This window comes from Bacteroides reticulotermitis JCM 10512, assembly GCF_000517545.1.
GTDB lineage: Bacteria > Bacteroidota > Bacteroidia > Bacteroidales > Bacteroidaceae > Bacteroides > Bacteroides reticulotermitis.
In genome coordinates, this window is record NZ_BAIV01000005.1 from 160572 (window position 1) to 185596 (window position 25025).

A 25025-nucleotide genomic window follows, 5' to 3' on the forward strand; every position below is an offset into this window, starting at 1 on the left:
ATGTTTATATATAAATCAATTTAAAAATGGCTAAAGAAGTTGCTGGACTAATCAAATTACAGATTAAAGGAGGCGCTGCAAATCCATCTCCTCCCGTAGGACCTGCTTTGGGTTCTAAGGGAATTAACATCATGGAGTTTTGCAAGCAATTTAATGCCAGAACCCAAGACAAGGCAGGTAAAGTATTACCTGTTATTATTACTTACTATGCAGATAAGTCTTTTGATTTTGTAATCAAGACTCCTCCTGTTGCTATTCAATTACTTGAAGTAGCTAAGGTAAAGAGTGGTTCTGCTGAGCCTAATCGTAAGAAAGTTGCTGAACTTACTTGGGAACAGGTTCGTACGATCGCTGAGGACAAAATGGTTGACTTAAACTGTTTTACTGTAGATGCTGCCATGAAGATGGTTGCAGGTACAGCAAGAAGTATGGGTATCGCTGTAAAAGGGGAGTTCCCGGTTAATAATTAATAAACTTCAATTGGAATGGGTAAACTGACAAAAAATCAAAAGTTAGCTGCAGAGAAGATTGAAGCAGGGAAAGCATACTCACTGAAAGAAGCTGCATCTCTTGTAAAAGAAATCTCTTTTACAAAATTTGACGCTTCACTGGATATTGACGTACGTCTGGGCGTTGACCCGCGTAAGGCAAACCAGATGGTGAGAGGTGTTGTTTCACTTCCTCATGGTACTGGTAAGCAGGTACGTGTTTTGGTGCTTTGTACACCAGACGCTGAGGCTGCTGCAAAAGAAGCTGGTGCTGACTATGTTGGTCTGGACGAATATATTGAAAAGATCAAAGGTGGATGGACCGATATTGATGTAATCATCACTATGCCATCTATTATGGGTAAAATTGGTGCGCTTGGTCGTGTGCTTGGTCCTCGCGGATTGATGCCTAACCCCAAGAGTGGCACTGTAACTATGGATGTTGCTAAAGCTGTTAAAGAAGTAAAGCAAGGTAAAATTGACTTTAAGGTTGATAAAAGTGGTATCGTGCATACTGCTATCGGTAAAGTTTCATTTACTGCTGAACAAATTCGTGATAATGCAAAGGAATTTATTTCTACGCTACTTAAACTGAAACCAACTGCGGCAAAGGGAACATATATAAAGAGTATTTATCTTTCTAGTACAATGAGTGCGGGCGTGAAAATCGATCCGAAATCAGTGGATGAAATCTAAAATAAAATAGAAATTATGAGAAAGGAAGATAAAAGTACAATTATAGAGCAAATTGCTGCTACAGTTAAAGATTATGCTCACTTCTATCTGGTAGATATTACTGCTATGAATGCTACGGCTACTTCTGCTTTGAGAAGAGAATGTTTCAAATCAGAAATTAAGCTAATGGTAGTGAAGAATACACTACTTCAAAAAGCACTTGAAGATATGGAGGACGATTTCTCTCCGCTTTACGCTTCTTTGAAAGGTACTACTGCCATTATGTTTAGCAACATAGCTAACTTGCCTGCTAAACTTATTAAAGATCGGGCTAAAGATGGTATACCGGGACTGAAAGCTGCGTATGCAGAAGAAAGCTTCTACATTGGTGCAGATCAATTAGATGCTCTCGTTTCTATCAAGAGTAAGGAAGAAGTTATTGGCGATATTATTGCCTTGCTGCAATCACCAGCCAAGAATGTTATTTCTGCTCTTCAGTCAGGTGGTAACACAATCCACGGAGTCCTCAAGACTCTTGGTGAGCGTACCGAAGCATAATATTTTTAAAAGAAAGGTGTCAAAACCTTGAGGGATAAAATCCTAATATTTTCAAGAATCAATAAGTATTTAAACAATTAAAATCATACAAAAAATGGCAGATTTGAAAGCTTTTGCAGAACAACTAGTTAACTTGACAGTGAAAGAAGTTAATGAACTTGCAACTATCCTTAAAGAAGAATACGGAATTGAACCTGCTGCTGCAGCTGTTGCTGTTGCCGCTGGTCCTGCTGCTGCTGCTGCAGTAGAAGAACAATCTTCTTTCGACGTAGTATTGAAAAGCGCTGGTGCAGCTAAATTGCAAGTTGTTAAGGCCGTTAAAGAATCATGTGGTCTTGGCTTGAAAGAAGCTAAGGACTTGGTAGACGGTGCTCCTAGTGTAGTAAAAGAAGGTTTAGCTAAAGACGAAGCAGAATCATTGAAGAAAACATTGGAAGAAGCTGGAGCTGAAGTTGAACTTAAATAACATTGGCCTGGTAATCAGGTAATTCGGTTAGGAATCCTTCACAAGAGGATTCTTAACCTTTTTGTGTATATATTTAAAAATAGGTTCTCCAAATTCATTAACAGATGTCTTCAACTACTGAAAATCAAAGAGTTAATTTTGCTTCAACTAAGAATCCGCTGGAATATCCGGATTTCCTGGAAGTACAATTGAAGTCATTCCAAGACTTTCTACAATTAGATACCTTACCTGAAAAGCGTAAGAACGAAGGATTGTACAAAGTGTTTGCTGAAAACTTCCCCATTGCCGACACAAGAAATAATTTTGTTCTTGAGTTTTTGGATTACTATATTGATCCGCCGCGTTATACCATTGATGATTGTATAGAGCGTGGGCTTACTTATAGTGTTCCCTTAAAAGCAAAACTTAAGCTTTACTGTACCGATCCGGATCACGAGGATTTCGATACTGTAATCCAGGATGTATTCCTTGGTCCAATTCCGTATATGACAGATAAAGCAACTTTTGTCATTAATGGTGCCGAACGCGTGGTTGTTTCGCAACTTCACCGTTCTCCAGGCGTTTTCTTTGGCCAAAGCGTACACGCTAATGGTACAAAGCTTTATTCGGCTCGTATTATTCCATTCAAAGGTTCGTGGATTGAGTTTGCAACCGATATCAATAACGTGATGTATGCGTACATCGACCGGAAGAAAAAACTACCCGTAACAACCTTGTTGCGTGCTATCGGATTTGAAAACGATAAAGATATTCTTGAGATTTTTAACCTGGCTGAAGATGTTAAGGTTAATAAGACAAATCTGAAGAAAGTGCTCGGTCGTAAACTGGCAGCACGTGTTTTGAAAACTTGGATAGAAGATTTTGTTGATGAGGATACCGGTGAGGTAGTTTCTATCGAGCGTAACGAAGTTATCATCGATCGTGAAACCGTACTGGAGGAAGACCATGTAGCTGAAATTCTAGAATCGGGTGTTCAGACAATTCTTCTGCATAAGGAGGAACCGAATCAGTCCGATTATTCAATTATATATAATACGCTTCAGAAAGACCCGAGTAACTCTGAGAAAGAGGCTGTGCTTTACATTTACCGTCAGTTGCGTAATGCAGACCCGGCAGATGATGCAAGTGCTCGTGAGGTTATCAACAACCTGTTCTTCTCTGAAAAAAGATATGACCTTGGTGATGTAGGCCGTTACAGAATCAATAAGAAATTGAACTTGACGACTGAAATGGATGTACGCGTTCTCACAAAGGAGGATATTATTGAAATTATCAAATATCTGATTGAGTTGATTAACTCAAAAGCAGATGTAGATGATATCGACCACTTGAGCAACCGTCGTGTTCGTACAGTAGGCGAACAGCTTTCTAACCAGTTTGCTGTCGGACTTGCTCGTATGTCACGTACAATTCGTGAGCGTATGAACGTTCGCGATAATGAAGTATTTACACCAATCGATTTGATTAATGCGAAGACTATCTCTTCCGTAATTAATTCATTCTTTGGTACAAATGCTTTGTCGCAGTTTATGGACCAGACAAACCCGTTGGCGGAAATTACGCACAAACGCCGTATGTCTGCTCTAGGTCCTGGTGGACTTTCTCGTGAACGTGCCGGATTTGAGGTTCGTGACGTACACTATACACACTATGGCCGTCTTTGCCCAATTGAAACACCGGAAGGTCCGAATATTGGTTTGATCTCTTCATTGTGTGTCTTTGCGAAGATCAATGACCTAGGGTTTATCGAAACTCCTTATCGCAAGGTGGAGAGTGGTAAAGTAGACCTTACTGAAAAGGGGTTAATCTACTTAACCGCTGAAGAAGAAGAAGATAAAGTTATTGCTCAGGGGAATGCTCCGCTGAATGATGACGGTACATTTGTACGTATGCGTGTTAAGTCTCGTCAAGATGCAGACTTCCCGGTTGTAGAACCATCGGAAGTAGACTTGATGGACGTTGCTCCTCAGCAGATTGCTTCAATTGCGGCTTCTTTGATTCCGTTCCTCGAACATGATGATGCGAACCGTGCGCTGATGGGCTCGAACATGATGCGTCAGGCAGTTCCATTGTTGCGGAGTGAAGCTCCAATCGTTGGTACAGGTATTGAACACCAATTGGTGAGAGATTCACGTACGCAAATTACAGCGGAAGGCGATGGGGTTATTGAATATGTCGATGCGACAACTATTCGTATTTTGTATGATCGTTCAGAAGATGAAGAGTTTGTAAGCTTTGAACCTGCTCTGAAAGAATACAGAATTCCGAAGTTCCGCAAGACAAACCAGAACATGACCATTGACTTGCGCCCTATTTGTGCGGAAGGACAACGTGTAAGCAAAGGCGATATTTTAACTGAAGGCTATTCTACTGAGAATGGAGAATTGGCGTTGGGTAAAAACTTGCTGGTTGCATACATGCCTTGGAAAGGTTACAACTATGAGGATGCAATTGTATTGAACGAACGCGTAGTTCGCGAAGACTTGTTGACTTCTGTTCACGTTGAAGAATACTCGCTTGAAGTTCGTGAAACGAAGCGAGGTATGGAAGAATTGACTTCTGATATTCCGAACGTAAGTGAAGAAGCAACTAAGGATCTGGACGAAAACGGTATCGTAAGAATCGGTGCTCGTATTCAACCGGGTGATATTATGATTGGTAAGATTACGCCGAAAGGTGAATCTGATCCATCTCCGGAAGAAAAACTACTTCGTGCCATCTTCGGTGATAAAGCCGGTGATGTGAAAGATGCTTCCTTAAAAGCTTCTCCTTCTTTGAAAGGTGTAGTGATTGATAAGAAGTTATTCTCGCGTGTGGTCAAGAACCGTAGCTCGAAGTTAGCTGATAAGGCATTGCTTCCGAAAATAGATGATGAATTCGAATCACAGGTAGCTGACCTGAAACGTATCTTGGTTAAGAAGTTGGTAAGTCTGACAGAAGGAAAGCCTTCTCAAGGAGTTAAAGACTATTTAGGTGCCGAGGTCATTGCTAAGGGTGCGAAATTCACTGTTTCTGATTTCGATACTTTCGACTTTACCGCTATTCAACTGAGTGGCTGGACGAGCGATGAGCGTGCGAATAGTATGATTCGTGACTTGATCATGAATTATATCAAAAAATATAAAGAACTGGATGCTGAACTGAAGCGTAAGAAGTTTGCGATCACGATTGGTGATGAACTTCCCGCCGGTATCATTCAGATGGCTAAAGTATATATTGCCAAGAAACGTAAGATTGGTGTAGGTGATAAGATGGCTGGTCGCACGGTAACAAGGTATTGTATCGCGTATTGTACGTCAGGAAGATATGCCGTTCTTGCCCGATGGTACTCCGGTAGACATTGTGCTGAATCCGTTGGGTGTACCTTCTCGTATGAACATTGGACAGATCTTTGAAGCTGTACTGGGCCGTGCCGGTAAAACTTTGGGTGTGAAATTTGCCACGCCAATTTTTGACGGTGCTACCATGGAAGACTTGGATGTGTGGACTGATAAAGCTGGTTTACCTCGTTATTGCAAAACATACTTATGTGATGGAGGATCGGGTGAACAGTTTGACCAACCTGCTACTGTAGGTGTAACTTATATGTTGAAGTTAGGCCACATGGTTGAAGACAAGATGCATGCTCGTTCTATAGGTCCGTACTCTTTGATCACCCAGCAACCACTTGGTGGTAAGGCGCAATTTGGTGGTCAGCGCTTCGGAGAAATGGAGGTATGGGCACTCGAAGGTTTTGGAGCCGCTCATATCTTGCAAGAAATCTTGACTATTAAGTCTGACGATGTGATTGGACGCTCGAAGGCTTATGAAGCGATCGTGAAGGGTGAACCAATGCCACAACCTGGTATTCCGGAATCTTTGAACGTATTGTTACATGAGTTGAGAGGTCTTGGACTAAGCGTCAACCTCGAATAATTAACAAACTGAGAAATGAAAATTGAAAATGAAAAACGAATTTGGTTTTAGTTTGCAGTTTTCATTTCGCTGGTTTTTTAATTTTTAGTTTTTAATTTTCCATTTTCAATTAAATATAGAGTATGGCTTTTAGAAAAGAAAATAAGTCGAAGAGTAATTTCTCGAAGATCTCAATTGGACTGGCTTCTCCGGAAGAAATTCTAGAGAATTCGAGTGGTGAAGTTTTGAAGCCTGAAACCATCAATTACCGTACTTACAAGCCTGAGCGTGATGGCTTATTCTGCGAGCGCATCTTTGGTCCGATCAAGGACTATGAGTGCCATTGTGGTAAGTATAAGCGTATTCGCTATAAAGGTATTGTATGCGACCGTTGCGGTGTGGAAGTTACCGAGAAGAAGGTACGTCGCGAACGTATGGGGCATATTCAGCTAGTTGTGCCTGTAGCACATATCTGGTATTTCCGTTCGCTTCCCAATAAAATAGGTTACTTGCTGGGAGTGCCAACAAAGAAACTGGATTCTATCATATATTACGAACGCTATGTCGTGATTCAGGCGGGTGTAAAGGCTGAAGACGGAGTAGCTGAATTTGATTTGCTTTCTGAAGAAGAATATCTGGATATTTTGGATACACTTCCGAAAGATAATCAATACCTGGAAGATACAGATCCTAACAAATTCATCGCTAAGATGGGTGCAGAGGCTATTTATGATTTATTAGCCCGTCTGGATTTGGATGTACTGTCTTATGATTTGCGTCACCGTGCCAGCAATGACACATCGCAACAGCGTAAGAATGAGGCATTGAAACGTCTGCAGGTAGTAGAATCGTTCCGTGCTTCACGTGGGCGTAATAAACCTGAATGGATGATTGTACGTATTGTACCGGTTATTCCGCCGGAATTGCGTCCATTGGTTCCATTGGATGGTGGCCGTTTTGCCACTTCCGACTTGAATGATCTCTACCGTCGGGTAATTATTCGTAATAACCGTCTGAAGCGATTGATCGAGATTAAGGCACCTGAAGTGATCTTGCGTAATGAGAAACGTATGCTTCAGGAATCAGTTGACTCACTGTTTGATAACTCACGTAAATCAAGCGCAGTGAAAACAGATGCCAACCGCCCACTGAAATCTTTATCTGATAGTTTGAAAGGAAAGCAAGGACGCTTCCGTCAGAACTTATTAGGTAAGCGTGTGGACTATTCTGCACGTTCGGTAATTGTCGTTGGCCCGGAATTGAAAATGGGAGAATGTGGTATTCCAACGTTAATGGCTGCTGAACTTTACAAACCTTTTATCATCCGTAAGTTGATAGAACGTGGTATTGTTAAGACTGTGAAATCTGCAAAGAAGATTGTAGATCGCAAAGAAGCGGTTATCTGGGATATTCTTGAGCATGTGATGAAGGGACATCCGGTCTTGTTAAACCGTGCCCCGACACTTCACCGCTTAGGTATTCAGGCATTCCAGCCTAAAATGATTGAAGGTAAGGCTATTCAGTTACACCCGTTGGCTTGTACGGCATTTAATGCTGACTTTGACGGTGACCAGATGGCTGTTCACTTGCCTTTGAGTAATGAAGCTATTCTTGAAGCTCAAATGTTGATGCTTCAATCACATAATATTCTGAATCCGGCGAATGGTGCGCCGATTACCGTACCTGCACAGGATATGGTTCTCGGATTATACTATATCACAAAACTACGTTTTGGCGCTAAAGGTGAAGGTTTGACTTTCTACGGCCCGGAAGAAGCTCTGATTGCTACAATGAAGGTAGAGTGGATATTCATGCTCCAGTAAAAGTTGTAGTGAAAGACCTTGATGAGAATGGCGAAATTGTAGATATTATGCGCGAAACATCTGTTGGACGTGTAATTGTGAACGAAATTGTACCGCCTGAAGCAGGATATATCAACGAGATTATTTCCAAGAAATCACTACGCGATATCATTAGTAATGTTATTAAAGTGTGTGGTGTTGCCAAAGCTGCTGACTTCTTGGATGGTATCAAGAATCTGGGTTATCAAACCGCATTTAAGGGCGGTCTGTCCTTCAACTTAGGTGATATCATTATTCCGGAGGAGAAAGAAAAACTCGTTCAAAAAGGATATGATGAAGTTGAGCAGGTCGTGAACAACTATAACATGGGTTTCATTACCAATAATGAACGTTATAATCAGGTAATTGATATCTGGACGCATGTGAACTCAGAATTATCGAATATTTTGATGAAGACTATTTCATCGGATGATCAAGGATTCAACTCTGTGTATATGATGTTGGATTCTGGAGCTCGTGGTTCTAAAGAACAGATTCGTCAGTTGTCCGGTATGCGTGGTTTGATGGCTAAACCGCAAAAAGCAGGTGCTGAAGGCGGACAGATTATTGAAAACCCTATTTTGTCGAACTTTAAAGAGGGACTTTCCGTGTTGGAGTACTTTATCTCTACCCACGGTGCTCGTAAAGGTTTGGCGGATACAGCGTTGAAAACAGCGGATGCGGGTTATTTGACTCGTCGTCTGGTTGACGTTTCTCACGACGTAATTATTACGGAAGAGGACTGTGGAACACTTCGTGGTTTAGTATGTGCTGACTTGAAAAACAATGATGAGGTTATTGCTACACTATACGAACGTATCTTAGGTCGTGTTTCCGTTCATGATATTATTCATCCGACTACTGGTGAACTATTGGTTACTGGCGGAGAAGAGATCACGGAAGAAGTTGCTAAGAAAATTCAAAACTCTCCGATTGAGAGTGTGGAAATCCGCTCTGTATTGACTTGCGAATCGAAGAAGGGAGTTTGTGCTAAGTGTTACGGACGTAACCTGGCTACAAGCCGAATGGTTCAGAAAGGTGAAGCAGTTGGTGTTATTGCCGCTCAATCTATTGGTGAGCCGGGTACACAGTTGACTCTGCGTACTTTCCACGCCGGTGGTACTGCTGCAAATATTGCAGCTAATGCTACAATCATTGCTAAGAATGATTCCCGTCTGGAATTTGAAGAGCTTCGTACGGTAGACACGGTTGATGGATCAGGACAAGCAGCAAAAGCAGTAGTAGGCCGTTTGGCTGAAGTTCGCTTTGTGGATGTAAATACTGGAATCGTTCTTTCTACGCATAATGTGCCTTACGGATCTACCTTATATGTATCCGATGGAGATTTGGTTGAAAGAGATCAATTGATAGCCAAGTGGGACCCATTTAATGCGGTTATTATCAGTGAAGCAACTGGTAAGATCGAATTTGAAGGTGTTGTTGAGAATGTGACCTATAAAGTAGAGTCTGATGAAGCAACAGGTCTTCGTGAAATTATCATCATTGAATCTAAAGATAAGACCAAGGTTCCTTCTGCTCATATATTCTCTGAAGCAGGCGAACTGATTCGTACATATAACTTGCCGGTAGGTGGTCACGTTATTGTAGAGAATGGCCAGAAGGTAAAAGCGGGTGAAGTAATTGTGAAGATCCCGCGTGCAGTAGGTAAGGCGGGTGACATTACGGGTGGTCTTCCTCGTGTTACGGAATTATTTGAAGCACGTAACCCATCCAATCCGGCAGTCGTATCTGAAATCGATGGTGAGGTTGCAATGGGTAAGATTAAGCGCGGTAACCGTGAGATCATTGTTACTTCCAAGACTGGTGAGGTGAAGAAGTATTTAGTTGCATTGTCTAAACAGATTCTGGTACAGGAAAACGACTATGTACGTGCTGGTACTCCATTATCTGATGGTGCGACTACACCTGCTGACATCTTGGCTATTAAAGGCCCTACAGCTGTACAAGAATATATTGTAAATGAAGTACAGGATGTATACCGTCTACAAGGTGTGAAGATCAATGATAAGCACTTTGAGATTATCGTTCGTCAGATGATGCGTAAGGTACAGATTGAAGAGCCGGGCGACACTCGTTTCTTGGAACAGCAAGTGGTAGATAAACTTGAGTTCATGGAAGAGAACGATCGTGTTTGGGGCAAGAAAGTTGTGCTGGATGCAGGTGATTCTCAGAACTTACTGCGTGGTCAGATTGTAACTGCCCGTAAGTTGCGTGATGAGAATAGTATGCTGAAGCGCCGTGACTTGAAACCGATTGAGGTTCGTGATGCTGTTGCAGCCACGTCTACTCAGATACTTCAAGGTATTACTCGTGCTGCTTTGCAGACATCTAGCTTTATGTCAGCTGCTTCTTTCCAGGAAACAACGAAAGTACTTAACGAAGCTGCTATTAATGGTAAGATCGATAAGCTGGAAGGTATGAAGGAGAATGTGATCTGTGGACATTTAATCCCTGCAGGTACTGGACAACGTGAATTTGAAAAAATTATAGTCGGCTCTAAAGAGGAGTATGATCGGATCTTGGCTAACAAGAAAACGGTACTTGACTACAATGAAGTAGAATAATACAATTCAATTGACTATATGAAAGAGGAGTGATTGTCGCATGCGACATTCGCTCCTCTTTTTTTTGAATATTTTTTTTAAGCGCACTTACTTTGTTGTCCGCTTGCTAGGGCTTTCTGTCTGTTTGGAAAACACCGCGGTATAAAACGTGTGATATTCAGAAAAAATGTGTTATTTTGCAGAATAACTTTTAAACGAATTAAGACATGGATGATCAATCTAACAATGGACAACTTCAAATTGAATTAAAAGAAGATGTAGCTCAAGGTACATACGCTAATTTGGCTATAATCACTCACTCTAGTTCCGAGTTTATTCTGGACTTTGTAAGAGTTATGCCGGGCGTTCCCAAAGCCGGTGTGCAGTCGCGTATAATTGTAGCTCCTGAACATGCAAAAAGATTGTTGCGTGCATTAGAAGATAATATCGCAAAATATGAGCAAGTGTTCGGTAAAATCCGCACATCTGACGAGCAATCATTCCCGCCGATTGGGGGAATACAGGGAGAGGCGTAAATTAGATGTGCAAACTTTAAAAAATAAAAAATAAACGTAGTGCATTGATTATTCAAATATTATTCGTATTTTTGCAGCCCAAAATGTATACTTACGAAATTAATATAAACAATAATATAAATTAAAAAAAGAATTAAAATGCCTACAATTCAGCAATTAGTAAGAAAAGGACGCGAAGTGCTGGTGGAGAAAAGTAAATCTCCAGCCTTGGATTCATGTCCTCAACGACGTGGCGTTTGCGTGAGAGTATATACTACTACTCCGAAGAAACCGAACTCAGCAATGCGTAAAGTTGCCCGTGTACGTTTGACTAACCAGAAAGAGGTGAACTCTTACATCCCAGGAGAAGGACACAACTTGCAGGAACACTCCATCGTATTGGTGCGTGGTGGTCGTGTAAAAGACCTTCCGGGTGTGCGTTATCATATCGTACGTGGTACACTTGATACAGCTGGTGTTGCCGGACGTACTCAAAGACGTTCTAAATATGGAGCTAAGCGCCCGAAACCAGGTCAACCAGCTGCTCCTGCTAAGAAGAAATAAGAATAATCTAATTTAATTTTAAGTAATAACTTTCGTTTTAGTTTGTTGGAGATGCTAATAGGTTGAGTAAATTCTCCGGAGGGAGAGTTGAAGAAGTCAAGAAGTAGACAACCAAGAACAAAAACATTATTTTCAAACAAATGAGAAAAGCAAAACCAAAAAAACGCGTGATTCTTCCGGATCCCGTGTTTAATGATCAAAAAGTTTCTAAGTTTGTAAACCATCTTATGTATGATGCAAGAAAAATACATCATATGAGATTTTTTATGCCGCTTTGGAAACTGTGAAGGCAAAACTTTCTAATGAGGAAAAAACGCCTCTTGAGATCTGGAAAAAGGCTTTGGATAATGTAACTCCGCAAGTGGAAGTAAAATCTCGCCGTGTGGGTGGGGCTACTTTCCAAGTTCCTACCGAAATCCGCCCAGACCGTAAAGAATCAGTTTCTATGAAGAACCTGATTATGTATGCTCGTAAAAGAGGAGGTAAATCAATGGCTGATAAATTGGCTGCTGAGATTATGGATGCTTTTAATGAGCAAGGTGGCGCGTTCAAACGTAAAGAGGATATGCACAGAATGGCTGAAGCAAATCGTGCTTTTGCACATTTCAGATTCTAATACTATAAGCTAAATACTATATAATTTAAGAACTTAAGGTAAAGGAATTTATAAAATGGCAAAGCAAGATTTACATTTGACGCGTAATATCGGTATCATGCTCATATTGATGCCGGAAAAACAACAACTTCTGAGCGTATTCTTTATTATACAGGATTAACTCATAAGATTGGTGAAACTCATGACGGTTCCGCTACCATGGACTGGATGGCTCAGGAACAGGAGCGTGGTATTACTATCACGTCTGCTGCAACTACTACCAGATGGAAGTATGCCGGTGATATTTATAAAATCAACCTGATTGACACCCCAGGACACGTTGACTTTACTGCTGAAGTAGAGCGTTCATTGCGTGTGTTGGATGGTGCTGTTGCTACATATTGTGCAGTAGGTGGTGTAGAACCACAGTCTGAAACAGTTTGGCGTCAGGCTGATAAATATAACGTACCTCGTATCGGTTATGTAAATAAGATGGACCGTTCGGGTGCTAACTTCTTTGAAGTTGTGCGCCAGATGAAGGATATCTTAGGTGCAAACCCATGTCCGATTGTTGTTCCTATCGGTGCTGAAGAAACTTTCAAAGGTTTGGTCGATTTGATCAAGATGAAAGCTATCTACTGGCATGATGAAACAATGGGTGCTGATTATGACGTGGAAGAAATCCCAGCTGATCTTGTTGAAGAAGCAAACGAGTGGAGAGATAAGATGCTTGAAAAAGTAGCTGAATTTGACGATGCGTTGATGGAAAAATATTTCGATGATCCTTCTACTATTACTGAAGAAGAAGTATTGAGAGCTCTCCGCAATGCAACTGTTCAAATGGCAATCGTTCCAATGTTGTGTGGTTCTTCTTTCAAGAATAAAGGTGTTCAGACATTGCTGAACTACGTTTGTGCCTTCTTACCTTCACCGCTTGATACGGAGAATGTAATAGGAACAAATCCTGATACTGGTGCAGAAGAAGATCGTAAACCGTCTGAAGATGAAAAAACTTCAGCTTTGGCGTTTAAGATTGCAACTGACCCTTATGTAGGTCGTTTGACTTTCTTCCGTGTATATTCAGGTAAAGTAGAAGCAGGAACTTATATCTATAATACTCGCTCTGAAAAGAAAGAACGTGTTTCTCGCTTATTTCAGATGCATTCCAATAAGCAGAATCCTGTTGACGTAATTAGCGCAGGTGATATTGGTGCGGGCGTTGGTTTTAAAGATATCCGCACAGGTGATACTCTGTGTGATGAATCGTTCCCGATTGTCTTGGAATCTATGGACTTCCCAGAACCGGTTATCGGTATTGCGGTAGAGCCTAAGACTCAGAAAGATATGGATAAACTTGCTAACGGACTTGCAAAGTTGGCAGAGGAAGATCCTACATTTACAGTGAAAACTGACGAACAGACAGGACAAACAGTAATTTCCGGTATGGGTGAACTACACTTGGATATTATTATTGACCGTTTGAAACGTGAATTTAAGGTAGAATGTAACCAAGGTAAACCACAGGTTAACTATAAAGAAGCTATCACTAAGACAGTTGACTTACGTGAAGTGTATAAGAAGCAATCTGGTGGACGTGGTAAATTTGCTGATATCATCGTTAAGATTGGTCCAGTAGATAGCGACTTTACGCTGGGAGGTTTGCAGTTTATCGATGAAGTTAAGGGAGGTAATATTCCAAAAGAATTTATTCCTTCTGTGCAGAAAGGTTTTCAATCTGCAATGAAAAATGGTGTATTGGCAGGCTATCCGTTAGATTCAATGAAAGTTGTTTTGGTTGATGGATCGTTCCACCCCGTTGACTCTGACCAGTTATCTTTTGAGATTTGTGCAATTCAAGCTTACAGAAGCGCTTGTGCTAAGGCTGGTCCGGTTTTGATGGAACCCATCATGAAGTTGGAGGTTGTTACTCCGGAAGAAAACATGGGTGATGTAATCGGTGACTTGAATAAACGTCGTGGACAGGTAGAAGGAATGGAATCCAGTCGCTCTGGTGCTCGTATTGTTAAAGCCTTAGTGCCACTAGCTGAAATGTTTGGCTATGTAACAGCCTTGCGTACGATTACTTCAGGACGTGCAACGTCTTCTATGACTTACTCTCATCATGCTCAAGTATCCTCTTCTATCGCGAAAGCAGTATTAGAAGAAGTGAAAGGACGTGCTGATTTACTCTAAAAAATGATAGCAGCAGGCTAGCGAATGACTCTTAGCCTGCCGCTTTATTTTATTCATATATTATACTCAATAAAAAACAGACAATGAGTCAGAAAATTAGAATTAAATTGAAATCTTACGACCACAATTTGGTTGACAAGTCAGCTGAGAAGATTGTGAGAACTGTAAAAGCTACAGGTGCTATTGTAAGTGGGCCGATTCCTCTCCCCACGCACAAGCGTATCTTTACTGTAAACCGTTCGACTTTTGTTAACAAGAAGTCTCGCGAACAATTTGAATTATCCTCTTACAAGAGGCTGATTGACATCTATAGCTCAACTGCTAAAACTGTTGATGCTTTGATGAAATTGGAGTTGCCGAGTGGTGTGGAAGTGGAAATTAAAGTTTGATAATTAAAAATTAGTGAAATGCCAGGATTATTAGGAAAAAAAATCGGAATGACATCCGTTTTCAGTGCCGATGGTAAAAATGTACCATGCACTGTTATCGAAGCAGGTCCTTGTGTTGTTACTCAAGTAAAGACTGTTGAAAAAGATGGCTATACAGCTGTACAGTTGGGCTTCCAAGACAAAAAGGAGAAGCATACAACTAAACCGTTGATGGGTCATTTCAAAAGAGCAGGAGTAACGCCAAAGAGACACTTGGCTGAGTTCAAGGAATTTGAAGCAGAGCTGAATCTGGGTGATACTGTTACTGTAGAACTATTCAATGACGCTACTTTTGTAGATGTAGTTGGTACTTCTAAAGGTAAGGGTTTCCAAGGTGTAGTTAAAAGACATGGTTTTGGTGGTGTAGGACAAGCTACTCACGGACAGCATAACCGTGCTCGTAAACCGGGATCTATTGGAGCTTGTTCTTATCCTGCAAAAGTATTCAAAGGAATGCGCATGGGTGGACAACTTGGTGGTGACAGAGTAACTGTTCAGAATTTGCAAGTATTAAAAGTAATCGCGGAACACAACCTTCTTTTGATTAAAGGTTCTATCCCTGGTTGCAAAGGTTCAATCGTTTTAATTGAGAAATAATGGAAGTTAACGTATATAACATTAAAGGTGAAGACACTGGGAGAAAGGTTACGTTAAACGAATCTATCTTCGGAATTGAGCCCAACGACCACGCTATCTATTTGGATGTAAAACAATTTATGGCCAATCAGCGTCAAGGGACTCATAAGGCAAAAGAAAGAAGTGAAATAGCTGGTTCTACTCGTAAGATCGGTCGCCAAAAAGGCGGTGGCGGAGCTCGCCGTGGTGATATGAAATCGCCGCTTCTTGTTGGTGGTGGACGTGTATTTGGTCCGAAACCAAGAGACTACTTCTTTAAGTTGAATAAAAAAGTTAAGACATTGGCTCGTAAATCAGCTTTGTCTTATAAAGCTCAAGATAACGCAATCGTAATTGTTGAAGACTTCATCTTGGAAGCTCCTAAAACAAAGGATTTCGTTTCTATGACAAAAAATCTTAAAGTTTCCGATAAAAAGCTACTTGTAATTTTACCGGAAGCAAATAAAAACGTATATTTGTCAGCTCGTAACATAAAGAGTACTAATGTACAGACTGTCTCAGGATTAAATACTTACAGAGTATTGGATGCTGGGGTCGTTGTGCTTACTGAGAACTCTTTGAAAGCTATTGACAATATCTTAATTTAATAGGAGGCTTAGATAATGGGAATTATTATTAAACCGTTAGTAACAGAGAAAATGACTGCAATTACTGATAAGCTTAATCGCTTTGGCTTTATTGTACGTCCTGAGGCTAACAAACTGGAAATTAAGAAGGAAGTTGAAGCTCTTTATAATGTTACGGTAGTTGATGTGAACACTGTAAAGTATATCGGAAAGAATAAAAGCCGTTATACCAAAGCAGGTATCATCAATGGTCGTACGAATGCTTTCAAAAAAGCAATCGTAGCATTGAAAGAAGGAGATACTATTGATTTTTATAGCAATATTTAAAAGAAATGGCAGTACGCAAATTTAAGCCCACAACACCGGGGCAAAGACATAAAATTATTGGTACTTTCGACGAAATTACTGCATCAGTACCAGAAAAGTCTCTTGTATATGGTAAGAAATCATCTGGCGGTCGTAACAACGAAGGCAAAATGACAATGCGCTACATCGGTGGCGGTCATAGAAAGGTGATTAGAATTGTTGATTTCAAGAGAAATAAGGACGGTGTCCCAGCAGTAGTGAAAACAATTGAATACGATCCGAATCGTTCGGCTCGTATCGCTTTGTTATATTATGCTGATGGAGAAAAAAGATATATCATTGCTCCCAATGGATTGCAAGTTGGCACAACTTTAATGTCAGGTGAAACTGCAGCGCCAGAGATTGGTAATGCACTTCCTCTACAAAACATACCGGTAGGTACTGTAATTCATAATATTGAATTGCGTCCGGGCCAAGGTGCTGCTCTGGTTAGATCTGCTGGTAATTTTGCTCAGTTAACTTCTCGTGAAGGTAAATACTGCGTAATTAAATTGCCTTCTGGTGAAGTAAGACAGATTCTTAGCACATGCAAGGCTACTATTGGTAGTGTAGGTAACTCAGATCATGGATTGGAAAGCTCAGGTAAGGCAGGACGTTCTCGCTGGAAGGGCCGTCGTCCTCGTACTCGTGGTGTCGTTATGAATCCTGTAGATCACCCAATGGGTGGTGGTGAAGGCCGCGCTTCAGGAGGACATCCAAGATCACGTAAGGGATTGTACGCTAAGGGACTTAAGACTAGAGCTCCTAAGAAGCATTCGTCTAAGTACATTATTGAGAGAAGAAAAAAGTAATCTGATTAATTGAGTAAACTATGAGTCGTTCATTAAAAAAAGGTCCATATATTAACGTAAAGCTTGAGCATAAAGTGCTTGCTATGAATGAAGCTGGCAAGAAAGTGGTAGTTAAGACTTGGGCTAGAGCTTCAATGATTTCGCCTGATTTTGTAGGGCATACAGTTGCAGTTCACAATGGAAATAAATTTATTCCTGTTTATGTTACCGAGAATATGGTAGGTCACAAGTTGGGTGAATTCGCGCCAACTCGTACTTTCAGAGGACACGCAGGTAACAAGAAAAGATAATAGGAATTATTTGAAATAATAAAGTAATAAATATAATGGGAGCAAGAAAAAAAATATCGGCTGAAAAGAGAAAAGAAGCCTTAAGACCATGTATTTTGCTAAATTGCAAAATGTTCCTACCTCACCACGTAAGATGCGCTTAGTTGCTGACATGGTTCGTGGAATGGAAGTGAACAGAGCGCTTGGTGTTTTGAAGTTTTCTTCAAAAGAGGCTGCTGCCAGAGTGGAGAAGTTGCTTCGCTCTGCAATTGCCAATTGGGAGCAGAAAAACGAACGTAAAGCAGAAAGTGGCGAATTATATGTAACTAAAATTTTTGTTGATGGTGGCGCAACTTTGAAAAGAATGAGACCGGCACCGCAGGGAAGAGGATACAGAATTCGCAAACGTTCAAACCACGTTACACTGTTCGTTGATTCTAAAAATAATAACGCAGATCAAAATTAAGGTAGATGGGACAAAAAGTTAATCCAATAAGCAACCGTTTAGGAATTATCAGAGGATGGGATTCTAACTGGTATGGTGGAAATGATTACGGTGATTCTTTGCTGGAAGATAGCAAAATCCGTAAATATCTTAATGCTAGACTTGCCAAAGCAAGTGTATCAAGAATTGTAATTGAGCGGACATTGAAGCTCGTTACTATTACTGTTTGTACTGCTCGTCCTGGTATTATTATCGGTAAAGGTGGCCAAGAGGTTGATAAATTAAAAGAGGAGTTGAAGAAGGTTACCGACAAAGATATTCAAATCAATATCTTTGAAGTGAAGAGACCTGAACTTGATGCTGTAATCGTGGCTAACAATATCGCTCGTCAGGTTGAAGGTAAAATTGCCTATCGTCGTGCTATAAAAATGGCTATTGCCAATACTATGCGCATGGGAGCGGAAGGTATCAAAGTACAGATTTCAGGACGTTTGAATGGAGCTGAAATGGCTCGTTCTGAAATGTATAAAGAAGGAAGAACCCCACTACATACTTTTAGAGCTGATATTGACTACTGCCATGCAGAAGCATTGACTAAAGTAGGTCTTTTAGGTATTAAGGTGTGGATTTGTAGAGGTGAGGTGTTTGGTAAGAGGGAGTTGGCTCCGAATTTTGCGCAAAGCAAAGATAGTGGTCGCGGAAACAATAGTGGAAGCAACGGCGGAAAGAACTTCAAAAGAAAGAAAAATAATCGCTAAACGAATTTGAATTTTAGGAAATATGTTACAACCGAAAAAGACAAAATTCAGAAGACAACAAAAAGGCCGTGCAAAAGGTAATGCCCAAAGAGGTAACCAACTGGCTTTCGGTTCTTTTGGCATTAAGGCTTTGGAAACTAAATGGATCACAGGCCGTCAGATCGAAGCTGCTCGTATTGCAGTAACAAGATATATGCAACGTCAAGGACAAATCTGGATACGTATATTCCCGGATAAACCAATTACTAGAAAACCAGCCGATGTGCGTATGGGTAAAGGTAAAGGTAGCCCGGAAGGATTTGTTGCTCCTGTAACTCCAGGTAGAATCATTATTGAAGCTGAAGGAGTATCTTACGAAATCGCGAAAGAAGCTTTGCGCTTAGCAGCTCAAAAACTTCCTATTACAACGAAGTTTGTCGTAAGACGTGATTACGATATTCAAAATCAAAATGCGTAAGGTTTATGAAAATTGCAGAAATTAAAGAATTGACTACTAGTGATCTAGTAGAAAGAGTGGAGGCTGAAACTATTGGTTATAACCAAATGGTTATTAATCATGCAATATCTCCCATGGAAAATCCTGCCCAGATTAAACAATTACGCAGGACTATTGCGCGCATGAAAACAGAGTTGCGCGAGAGAGAACTTAACAATAAATGATTAGCTTGATGGAAGCAAGAAATTTAAGAAAAGAAAGAACAGGGGTTGTGTTGAGCAACAAGATGGAGAAAACTATCACTGTCGCTGCTAAATTTAAAGAAAAGCACCCTATATATGGTAAGTTCGTTAGTAAAACTAAGAAATACCATGCTCATGACGAAAAGAATGAATGCAATATCGGTGATACTGTATGCATTATGGAAACTCGTCCTTTGAGTAAGACTAAAAGATGGAGATTAGTAGAAATAATTGAAAGAGCTAAGTAATTATGATACAAGTAGAATCCAGACTTACAGTATGTGATAACAGTGGAGCTAAGGAAGCTTTGTGTATTCGCGTTTTGGGAGGTACAGGACGTCGTTATGCTTCAGTGGGAGATGTAATTGTCGTTTCTATAAAGAGCGTAATCCCTGCAAGTGATGTTAAAAAAGGTGCAGTATCAAAGGCTTTGATTGTACGTACTAAGAAAGAGATCCGTCGTCCAGATGGTTCTTATATTCGTTTTGATGATAATGCTTGCGTTTTATTGAACAACGCAGGTGAAATTAGAGGAAGTCGTATTTTCGGCCCTGTTGCAAGAGAACTTCGTGCTACTAATATGAAGGTGGTATCACTTGCGCCTGAGGTACTTTAATATTGTAAAAGAATTAAGTAATGAGTAAATTACATATTAAGAAAGGCGATACAGTTTATGTAAATGCTGGTGAAGATAAAGGCAAAACTGGTCGTGTATTGAAGGTTCTTATTGAAGAAGGTCGTGCTATTGTTGAAGGTATCAATATGGTATCTAAAAGTACGAAGCCAAATACAAAGAACCCGCAAGGTGGTATTGTGAAGCAAGAAGCTTCTATCCACATTTCGAACTTGAATCCCGTTGATCCAAAAACTGGTAAAGCAACGCGTATTGGGAGAAAGAAGAGTTCTGAAGGAACTTTAGTGCGTTATTCTAAAAAATCAGGAGAGGAGATCAAGCAATGAGTAATACTGCTAGTCTAAAGAAAGAATATGCGGAGCGTATTGCACCTGCATTAAAAACACAATTCCAGTATTCTTCATCGATGCAGATACCCGTACTTAAGAAGATTGTGATCAATCAAGGTTTAGGTATGGCTGTTGCTGATAAGAAGATTATTGAAGTAGCAATCAATGAAATGACAGCTATTACAGGTCAAAAAGCCGTAGCAACCATTTCTCGTAAAGATATCGCTAACTTTAAGTTGCGTAAGAAAATGCCAATTGGTGTTATGGTAACTTTGCGTCGTGAAAGAATGTACGAGTTTTTAGAAAAACTAGTTCGTGTAGCTCTTCCACGTATTCGTGACTTCAAGGGAATTGAAAGTAAATTTGATGGTAAGGGTAACTATACTCTTGGTATTCAGGAACAAATTATTTTCCCTGAAATAAATATTGATAGTATAACGAGAATTCTCGGAATGAATATTACCTTTGTAACTTCTGCTGAAACAGATGAAGAAGGTTATGCCTTGTTAAAAGAATTTGGTTTACCTTTCAAAAACGCTAAAAAAGACTAATAGATATGGCAAAGGAATCAATGAAAGCACGTGAAGTTAAGCGTGCTAAATTAGTAGCCAAATACGCCGAAAAGAGAGCGCAACTGAAAAAAGACGGAGATTATGAAGGATTGCAGGCACTGCCTAAAAATGCTTCTCCGGTGCGTTTGCATAATCGTTGTAAATTGACTGGTCGTCCTAAAGGATATATTCGTCAGTTTGGTGTCTCAAGAATTCAATTTCGTGAGATGGCCTCTAATGGGCTAATACCAGGCGTAAAAAAGGCAAGTTGGTAATTATTGTTTAAATATTGTCAGGGAAGTCCTGATTAATTTAATTTATTTTATATGACTGATCCAATAGCAGATTATTTGACGAGGCTACGGAACGCAATCGGTGCAAAGCACCGAGTAGTTGAAGTTCCTGCTTCAAATTTGAAAAAAGAAATCACTAAGATTCTTTTCGAAAAAGGCTACATTCTTAATTATAAGTTTGTAGAAGATGGTCCTCAAGGCACTATTAAAGTAGCTTTGAAGTACGATTCTGTTAACAAAGTTAACGCAATCAAAAAGTTAGAAAGAATATCTTCTCCCGGTTTGCGTCAGTATACCGGTTATAAAGATATGCCACGTGTTATTAATGGGTTGGGTATTGCTATAATATCTACTTCCAAAGGTGTAATGACTAACAAAGAAGCTGCTGACCTGAAAATAGGTGGTGAAGTTTTGTGTTATGTATATTAATTTTAGGAGGAAAAAGTAATGTCAAGAATAGGAAAATTACCCATTAGTATCCCTGCCGGGGTGACAGTCACTCTTAAGGATAATATGGTTACCGTAAAGGGACCTAAAGGTGAACTTAGTCAATACGTGAATCCGGCTATCAGTCTTACGATTGAAGAAGGTCATGTGACTTTAGCAGAAAACGAAAAAGAAATGCTTGATAACCCAAAGCAAAAACATGCTTTTCACGGTTTATATCGTTCTTTAGTTCACAATATGGTTGTGGGAGTATCTGAAGGATACAAGAAAGAACTAGAATTGGTTGGTGTAGGTTATCGTGCTTCTAATCAAGGAAATATAATCGAGCTTTCTCTAGGCTATACACATAATATCTTCATACAGTTGCCTTCTGAGGTGAAAGTAGAAACAAAATCTGAGAGAAATAAAAATCCTCTTATTTTGTTGGAGTCATGTGATAAGCAGTTGCTCGGACAAGTATGTTCTAAAATACGTTCTTTCCGTAAGCCTGAACCATATAAAGGTAAAGGTATTAAGTTTGTTGGCGAAGTAATTCGTAGAAAATCTGGTAAATCTGCCGGTGCTAAGTAAATTACATAAATTTATATTATTATGACAACAAAAATAGAAAGACGAATAAAGATCAAATATAGCGTACGCAATAAAATCTCTGGTACTACTGGCCGTCCGCGTATGAGTGTATTTAGAAGTAATAAGCAAGTCTATGTTCAGATTATCGATGATTTATCTGGTAAAACATTGGCTGCAGCATCTTCTTTAGGCATGACTGAAAAAGTAGCTAAAAAAGAACAAGCTGCAAAAGTTGGTGAGATTATTGCTAAAAAGGCTCAAGAAGCAGGTATTACTACTGTTGTATTCGACCGTAATGGTTACTTGTATCATGGGAGAGTAAAAGAAGTAGCTGATGCTGCTCGTAACGGTGGACTTAAATTTTAATCATTATGTCAGGAGTTAATAATAGAGTTAAGGTTACTAACGATGTAGAACTGAAAGATAGATTGGTTGCTATTAATCGTGTTACTAAAGTTACCAAAGGTGGTAGAACTTTTAGTTTCTCTGCAATAGTAGTTGTAGGAAATGAAGAAGGCATCATTGGCTGGGGACTTGGTAAAGCTGGTGAAGTAACAGCAGCTATCGCTAAAGGTGTTGAGTCTGCTAAGAAGAATTTAGTAAGAGTGCCTGTGCTGAAAGGTACGGTTCCTCATGAACAAACTGCCAGATTCGGTGGTGCTGAAGTCTTTATTAAGCCGGCATCTCATGGTACTGGTGTTGTAGCTGGTGGAGCAATGCGCGCAGTATTAGAGAGTGTAGGTATTACCGATGTTTTGGCTAAATCAAAAGGTTCTTCCAATCCGCACAACCTTGTTAAAGCTACAATTGAAGCTTTGAGTGAAATGCGTGATGCAAGAATGGTTGCTCAGAACAGAGGCATTAGTGTAGAAAAAGTATTTAGAGGATAAGGAGGAGATATGTCGACTATAAAAATTAAACAAATTAAAAGTAGAATTGGTGCTCCAGCTAATCAGAAAAGAACACTTGATGCACTGGGTCTTCGTAAAATGAACCGTGTGGTTGAACACGAATGCACTCCTTCGATTCTTGGAATGGTAAATAAAGTTAAGCACTTAGTTGCCATTGTTAAGTAATTATTAGTTAATAATAAAACGAATTACAATATGAACTTAAGTAATCTAAAACCTGCAGTAGGATCTACTAAAACAAGAAAAAGAATTGGACGTGGTGTCGGTTCTGGTTTAGGTGGTACTTCTACTAGAGGTCACAAAGGAGCTAAATCAAGATCAGGTTACTCAAAAAAGATCGGATTTGAAGGTGGACAGATGCCACTGCAACGCCGAGTACCTAAATTTGGTTTTAAGAATATTAATCGCGTAGAATATAAAGCAATCAACTTGGATACTATTCAGAAGTTGGCTGAAGCTAAGAAGTTGGAGAAACTTGGCTTACATGACTTTATTGAGGCAGGGTATATTTCTTCAAACCAGTTGGTAAAAGTCTTGGGTAACGGAGCTCTGTCTATTAAGCTTGAAGTAGAGGCACATGCATTTTCTAAAACTGCAACTGCTGCTATCGAAGCTGCTGGTGGAACTGTAGTAAAACTCTGATTCAATGAGAAAAGCTATTGAAACATTAAAGAATATATGGAAGATTGAGGATCTGAGACAGCGGATCCTCATTACCATATTGTTTGTGGCAATTTACCGTTTTGGTTCTTATGTCGTTCTGCCGGGAATTAATCCTGGTATGTTGACTAAATTGCATGAGCAAACAAGTGAAGGCCTTTTAGCTTGTTGAATATGTTCTCAGGAGGAGCATTTTCTAATGCGTCTATTTTCGCCTTAGGAATAATGCCATATATCTCTGCATCTATCGTTATTCAGTTACTAGGGATTGCGGTACCGTATTTCCAAAAACTGCAACGTGAAGGAGAGAGCGGCAGAAGAAAGATGAATCAATATACTCGTTATTTGACTATCGCTATATTGTTATTTCAGGCCCCTTCTTATTTGCTCAATCTTAAGATGCAGGCTGGTCCTTCCTTAAATGCTTCATTAGATTGGACTCTATTTATGGTTACCTCTACCATTATATTGGCAGCAGGTAGTATGTTTATTTTGTGGCTTGGTGAAAGAATTACCGATAAAGGCATTGGTAATGGTATTTCATTTATCATTTTGATTGGTATCATTGCTCGTTTTCCAGACTCTTTGGCACAAGAAGTTGTGTCTAGAGTGGCAAATAAGAGCGGTGGTTTGATCATGTTTATAATTGAAATCGTATTCTTGCTATTCGTTATTGCTGCTGCTATTCTGCTTGTACAAGGTACTAGAAAGATACCTGTACAGTACGCTAAAAGAATCGTAGGAAATAAGCAATTTGGCGGTGCAAGACAGTATATACCATTGAAAGTAAATGCTGCTGGTGTTATGCCTATCATTTTTGCGCAAGCAATTATGTTTATCCCCATAACATTTATTGGTTTTTCAAATGTAAATAATGCAAATAGCTTTTTGCATGCGTTTACTGATCATACAAGTTTCTGGTATAATTTTGTATTTGCAGTGATGATTATATTATTCACATACTTTTATACTGCAATTACAATTAATCCTACTCAGATGGCTGAGGATATGAAGAGAAACAACGGATTTATTCCTGGAATTAAGCCAGGGAAGAAAACGGCTGAGTATATTGATGATATCATGTCACGTATTACTTTACCGGGCTCTTTCTTTTTAGCATTAGTGGCTATCATGCCTGCTTTTGCTGGCATTTTCGGAGTTCAGGCCGGGTTTGCTCAATTCTTCGGCGGTACATCTTTGTTGATTCTTGTAGGGGTCGTTCTAGACACATTGCAACAAATCGAAAGTCATCTATTAATGAGACATTATGATGGTTTGTTGAAATCGGGTCGTATTAAGGGACGTGCCGGTGTAGCTGCATATTAATTCTTTATATAGAA

26 protein-coding genes and 6 pseudogenes are annotated in these 25025 nt (G+C 39.9%); all 32 read left to right on the top strand.

What is annotated here, in order from left to right; translation table 11 throughout:
• Positions 1 to 26 precede the first annotated feature (26 nt).
• A complete protein-coding gene (gene rplK / locus JCM10512_RS04455) occupies positions 27 to 470 on the top strand; it encodes a 50S ribosomal protein L11 (RefSeq protein ID WP_044160767.1) in 444 nt (147 codons plus the stop codon).
• Positions 471 to 485: 15 nt separating this feature from the next.
• Positions 486 to 1184: a 50S ribosomal protein L1 gene (gene rplA / locus JCM10512_RS04460; protein WP_044160770.1), complete on the top strand. Its 699-nt coding sequence runs from the start codon at positions 486 to 488 to the stop codon at positions 1182 to 1184.
• A 15-nt stretch (positions 1185 to 1199) separates the two neighbouring features.
• Positions 1200 to 1721 (top strand): 50S ribosomal protein L10, encoded by a 522-nt coding sequence (gene rplJ, locus JCM10512_RS04465; protein WP_044160772.1) that lies wholly within the window; start codon positions 1200 to 1202, stop codon positions 1719 to 1721.
• Positions 1722 to 1815: 94 nt separating this feature from the next.
• Entirely contained in the window at positions 1816 to 2187 is a 372-nt protein-coding gene (gene rplL / locus JCM10512_RS04470) for a 50S ribosomal protein L7/L12 (RefSeq protein ID WP_044160774.1), read from the top strand.
• Between the two features lie 104 nt (positions 2188 to 2291).
• Positions 2292 to 6102: pseudogene (gene rpoB, locus JCM10512_RS04475) on the top strand (DNA-directed RNA polymerase subunit beta).
• 122 nt (positions 6103 to 6224) lie between these two features.
• A pseudogene (rpoC, locus tag JCM10512_RS04480) lies at positions 6225 to 10507 on the top strand (DNA-directed RNA polymerase subunit beta').
• Positions 10508 to 10713: 206 nt separating this feature from the next.
• On the top strand, positions 10714 to 11022 hold the full coding sequence (locus JCM10512_RS04485) for a DUF3467 domain-containing protein (protein WP_044160776.1): 309 nt from the start codon (positions 10714 to 10716) through the stop codon (positions 11020 to 11022).
• Positions 11023 to 11160: 138 nt separating this feature from the next.
• A complete protein-coding gene (gene rpsL, locus JCM10512_RS04490) occupies positions 11161 to 11565 on the top strand; it encodes a 30S ribosomal protein S12 (RefSeq protein ID WP_044160777.1) in 405 nt (134 codons plus the stop codon).
• 140 nt (positions 11566 to 11705) lie between these two features.
• Positions 11706 to 12181, top strand: a pseudogene (rpsG, locus tag JCM10512_RS04495) (30S ribosomal protein S7).
• A 55-nt stretch (positions 12182 to 12236) separates the two neighbouring features.
• A pseudogene (fusA, locus tag JCM10512_RS04500) lies at positions 12237 to 14353 on the top strand (elongation factor G).
• Positions 14354 to 14436: 83 nt separating this feature from the next.
• Positions 14437 to 14742 (top strand): 30S ribosomal protein S10, encoded by a 306-nt coding sequence (gene rpsJ, locus JCM10512_RS04505; RefSeq protein ID WP_002558075.1) that lies wholly within the window; start codon positions 14437 to 14439, stop codon positions 14740 to 14742.
• An 18-nt stretch (positions 14743 to 14760) separates the two neighbouring features.
• Positions 14761 to 15378, top strand: coding sequence for a 50S ribosomal protein L3 (rplC, locus tag JCM10512_RS04510; protein WP_044160781.1), 618 nt, complete (start codon positions 14761 to 14763; stop codon positions 15376 to 15378).
• Positions 15378 to 16004 (top strand): 50S ribosomal protein L4, encoded by a 627-nt coding sequence (rplD, locus tag JCM10512_RS04515; protein WP_044160783.1) that lies wholly within the window; start codon positions 15378 to 15380, stop codon positions 16002 to 16004. The genes rplC and rplD overlap by 1 nt, the downstream gene beginning before the upstream one ends.
• Positions 16005 to 16019: 15 nt before the next feature.
• On the top strand, positions 16020 to 16310 hold the full coding sequence (rplW, locus tag JCM10512_RS04520) for a 50S ribosomal protein L23 (protein WP_044160784.1): 291 nt from the start codon (positions 16020 to 16022) through the stop codon (positions 16308 to 16310).
• A gap of 5 nt (positions 16311 to 16315) precedes the next feature.
• On the top strand, positions 16316 to 17140 hold the full coding sequence (gene rplB, locus JCM10512_RS04525) for a 50S ribosomal protein L2 (RefSeq protein ID WP_044160786.1): 825 nt from the start codon (positions 16316 to 16318) through the stop codon (positions 17138 to 17140).
• Between the two features lie 20 nt (positions 17141 to 17160).
• The gene (rpsS, locus tag JCM10512_RS04530) at positions 17161 to 17430 is read left to right on the top strand and encodes a 30S ribosomal protein S19 (protein ID WP_044160788.1); all 270 of its coding nucleotides are present in this window, start codon (positions 17161 to 17163) and stop codon (positions 17428 to 17430) included.
• A 35-nt stretch (positions 17431 to 17465) separates the two neighbouring features.
• Positions 17466 to 17875 (top strand): annotated as a pseudogene (gene rplV / locus JCM10512_RS04535) (50S ribosomal protein L22).
• A gap of 5 nt (positions 17876 to 17880) precedes the next feature.
• On the top strand, positions 17881 to 18612 hold the full coding sequence (gene rpsC / locus JCM10512_RS04540; RefSeq protein WP_044160792.1) for a 30S ribosomal protein S3: 732 nt from the start codon (positions 17881 to 17883) through the stop codon (positions 18610 to 18612).
• A 22-nt stretch (positions 18613 to 18634) separates the two neighbouring features.
• Positions 18635 to 19069, top strand: a complete 435-nt coding sequence (rplP, locus tag JCM10512_RS04545) for a 50S ribosomal protein L16 (RefSeq protein WP_005791549.1) — start codon at positions 18635 to 18637, stop codon at positions 19067 to 19069.
• A gap of 5 nt (positions 19070 to 19074) precedes the next feature.
• The gene (rpmC, locus tag JCM10512_RS04550) at positions 19075 to 19272 is read left to right on the top strand and encodes a 50S ribosomal protein L29 (protein ID WP_044160795.1); all 198 of its coding nucleotides are present in this window, start codon (positions 19075 to 19077) and stop codon (positions 19270 to 19272) included.
• On the top strand, positions 19269 to 19538 hold the full coding sequence (rpsQ, locus tag JCM10512_RS04555) for a 30S ribosomal protein S17 (protein WP_148298267.1): 270 nt from the start codon (positions 19269 to 19271) through the stop codon (positions 19536 to 19538). Before rpmC ends, rpsQ begins: the two co-directional genes overlap by 4 nt.
• A gap of 2 nt (positions 19539 to 19540) precedes the next feature.
• Positions 19541 to 19906 carry a 50S ribosomal protein L14 gene (gene rplN / locus JCM10512_RS04560; RefSeq protein ID WP_044160797.1) on the top strand — a complete coding sequence of 122 codons (366 nt, stop codon included), beginning with the start codon at positions 19541 to 19543 and terminating at the stop codon, positions 19904 to 19906.
• 20 nt (positions 19907 to 19926) lie between these two features.
• On the top strand, positions 19927 to 20250 hold the full coding sequence (gene rplX / locus JCM10512_RS04565) for a 50S ribosomal protein L24 (RefSeq protein ID WP_044160800.1): 324 nt from the start codon (positions 19927 to 19929) through the stop codon (positions 20248 to 20250).
• Positions 20247 to 20804: a 50S ribosomal protein L5 gene (rplE, locus tag JCM10512_RS04570; protein ID WP_044160803.1), complete on the top strand. Its 558-nt coding sequence runs from the start codon at positions 20247 to 20249 to the stop codon at positions 20802 to 20804. Before rplX ends, rplE begins: the two co-directional genes overlap by 4 nt.
• 5 nt (positions 20805 to 20809) lie before the next feature.
• Positions 20810 to 21079, top strand: a complete 270-nt coding sequence (gene rpsN, locus JCM10512_RS04575) for a 30S ribosomal protein S14 (protein WP_044160806.1) — start codon at positions 20810 to 20812, stop codon at positions 21077 to 21079.
• Between the two features lie 51 nt (positions 21080 to 21130).
• On the top strand, positions 21131 to 21526 hold the full coding sequence (gene rpsH, locus JCM10512_RS04580; RefSeq protein ID WP_044160809.1) for a 30S ribosomal protein S8: 396 nt from the start codon (positions 21131 to 21133) through the stop codon (positions 21524 to 21526).
• Between the two features lie 18 nt (positions 21527 to 21544).
• Entirely contained in the window at positions 21545 to 22114 is a 570-nt protein-coding gene (rplF, locus tag JCM10512_RS04585; protein ID WP_044160811.1) for a 50S ribosomal protein L6, read from the top strand.
• A gap of 21 nt (positions 22115 to 22135) precedes the next feature.
• Positions 22136 to 22480, top strand: a complete 345-nt coding sequence (rplR, locus tag JCM10512_RS04590) for a 50S ribosomal protein L18 (protein ID WP_044160814.1) — start codon at positions 22136 to 22138, stop codon at positions 22478 to 22480.
• Positions 22481 to 22485: 5 nt separating this feature from the next.
• Entirely contained in the window at positions 22486 to 23004 is a 519-nt protein-coding gene (gene rpsE / locus JCM10512_RS04595) for a 30S ribosomal protein S5 (protein WP_044160817.1), read from the top strand.
• Positions 23005 to 23013: 9 nt separating this feature from the next.
• The gene (gene rpmD, locus JCM10512_RS04600; RefSeq protein WP_044160820.1) at positions 23014 to 23190 is read left to right on the top strand and encodes a 50S ribosomal protein L30; all 177 of its coding nucleotides are present in this window, start codon (positions 23014 to 23016) and stop codon (positions 23188 to 23190) included.
• 30 nt (positions 23191 to 23220) lie between these two features.
• A complete protein-coding gene (gene rplO / locus JCM10512_RS04605) occupies positions 23221 to 23667 on the top strand; it encodes a 50S ribosomal protein L15 (RefSeq protein ID WP_044160822.1) in 447 nt (148 codons plus the stop codon).
• A 4-nt stretch (positions 23668 to 23671) separates the two neighbouring features.
• Positions 23672 to 25011: pseudogene (secY, locus tag JCM10512_RS04610) on the top strand (preprotein translocase subunit SecY).
• Positions 25012 to 25025 lie beyond the last annotated feature (14 nt).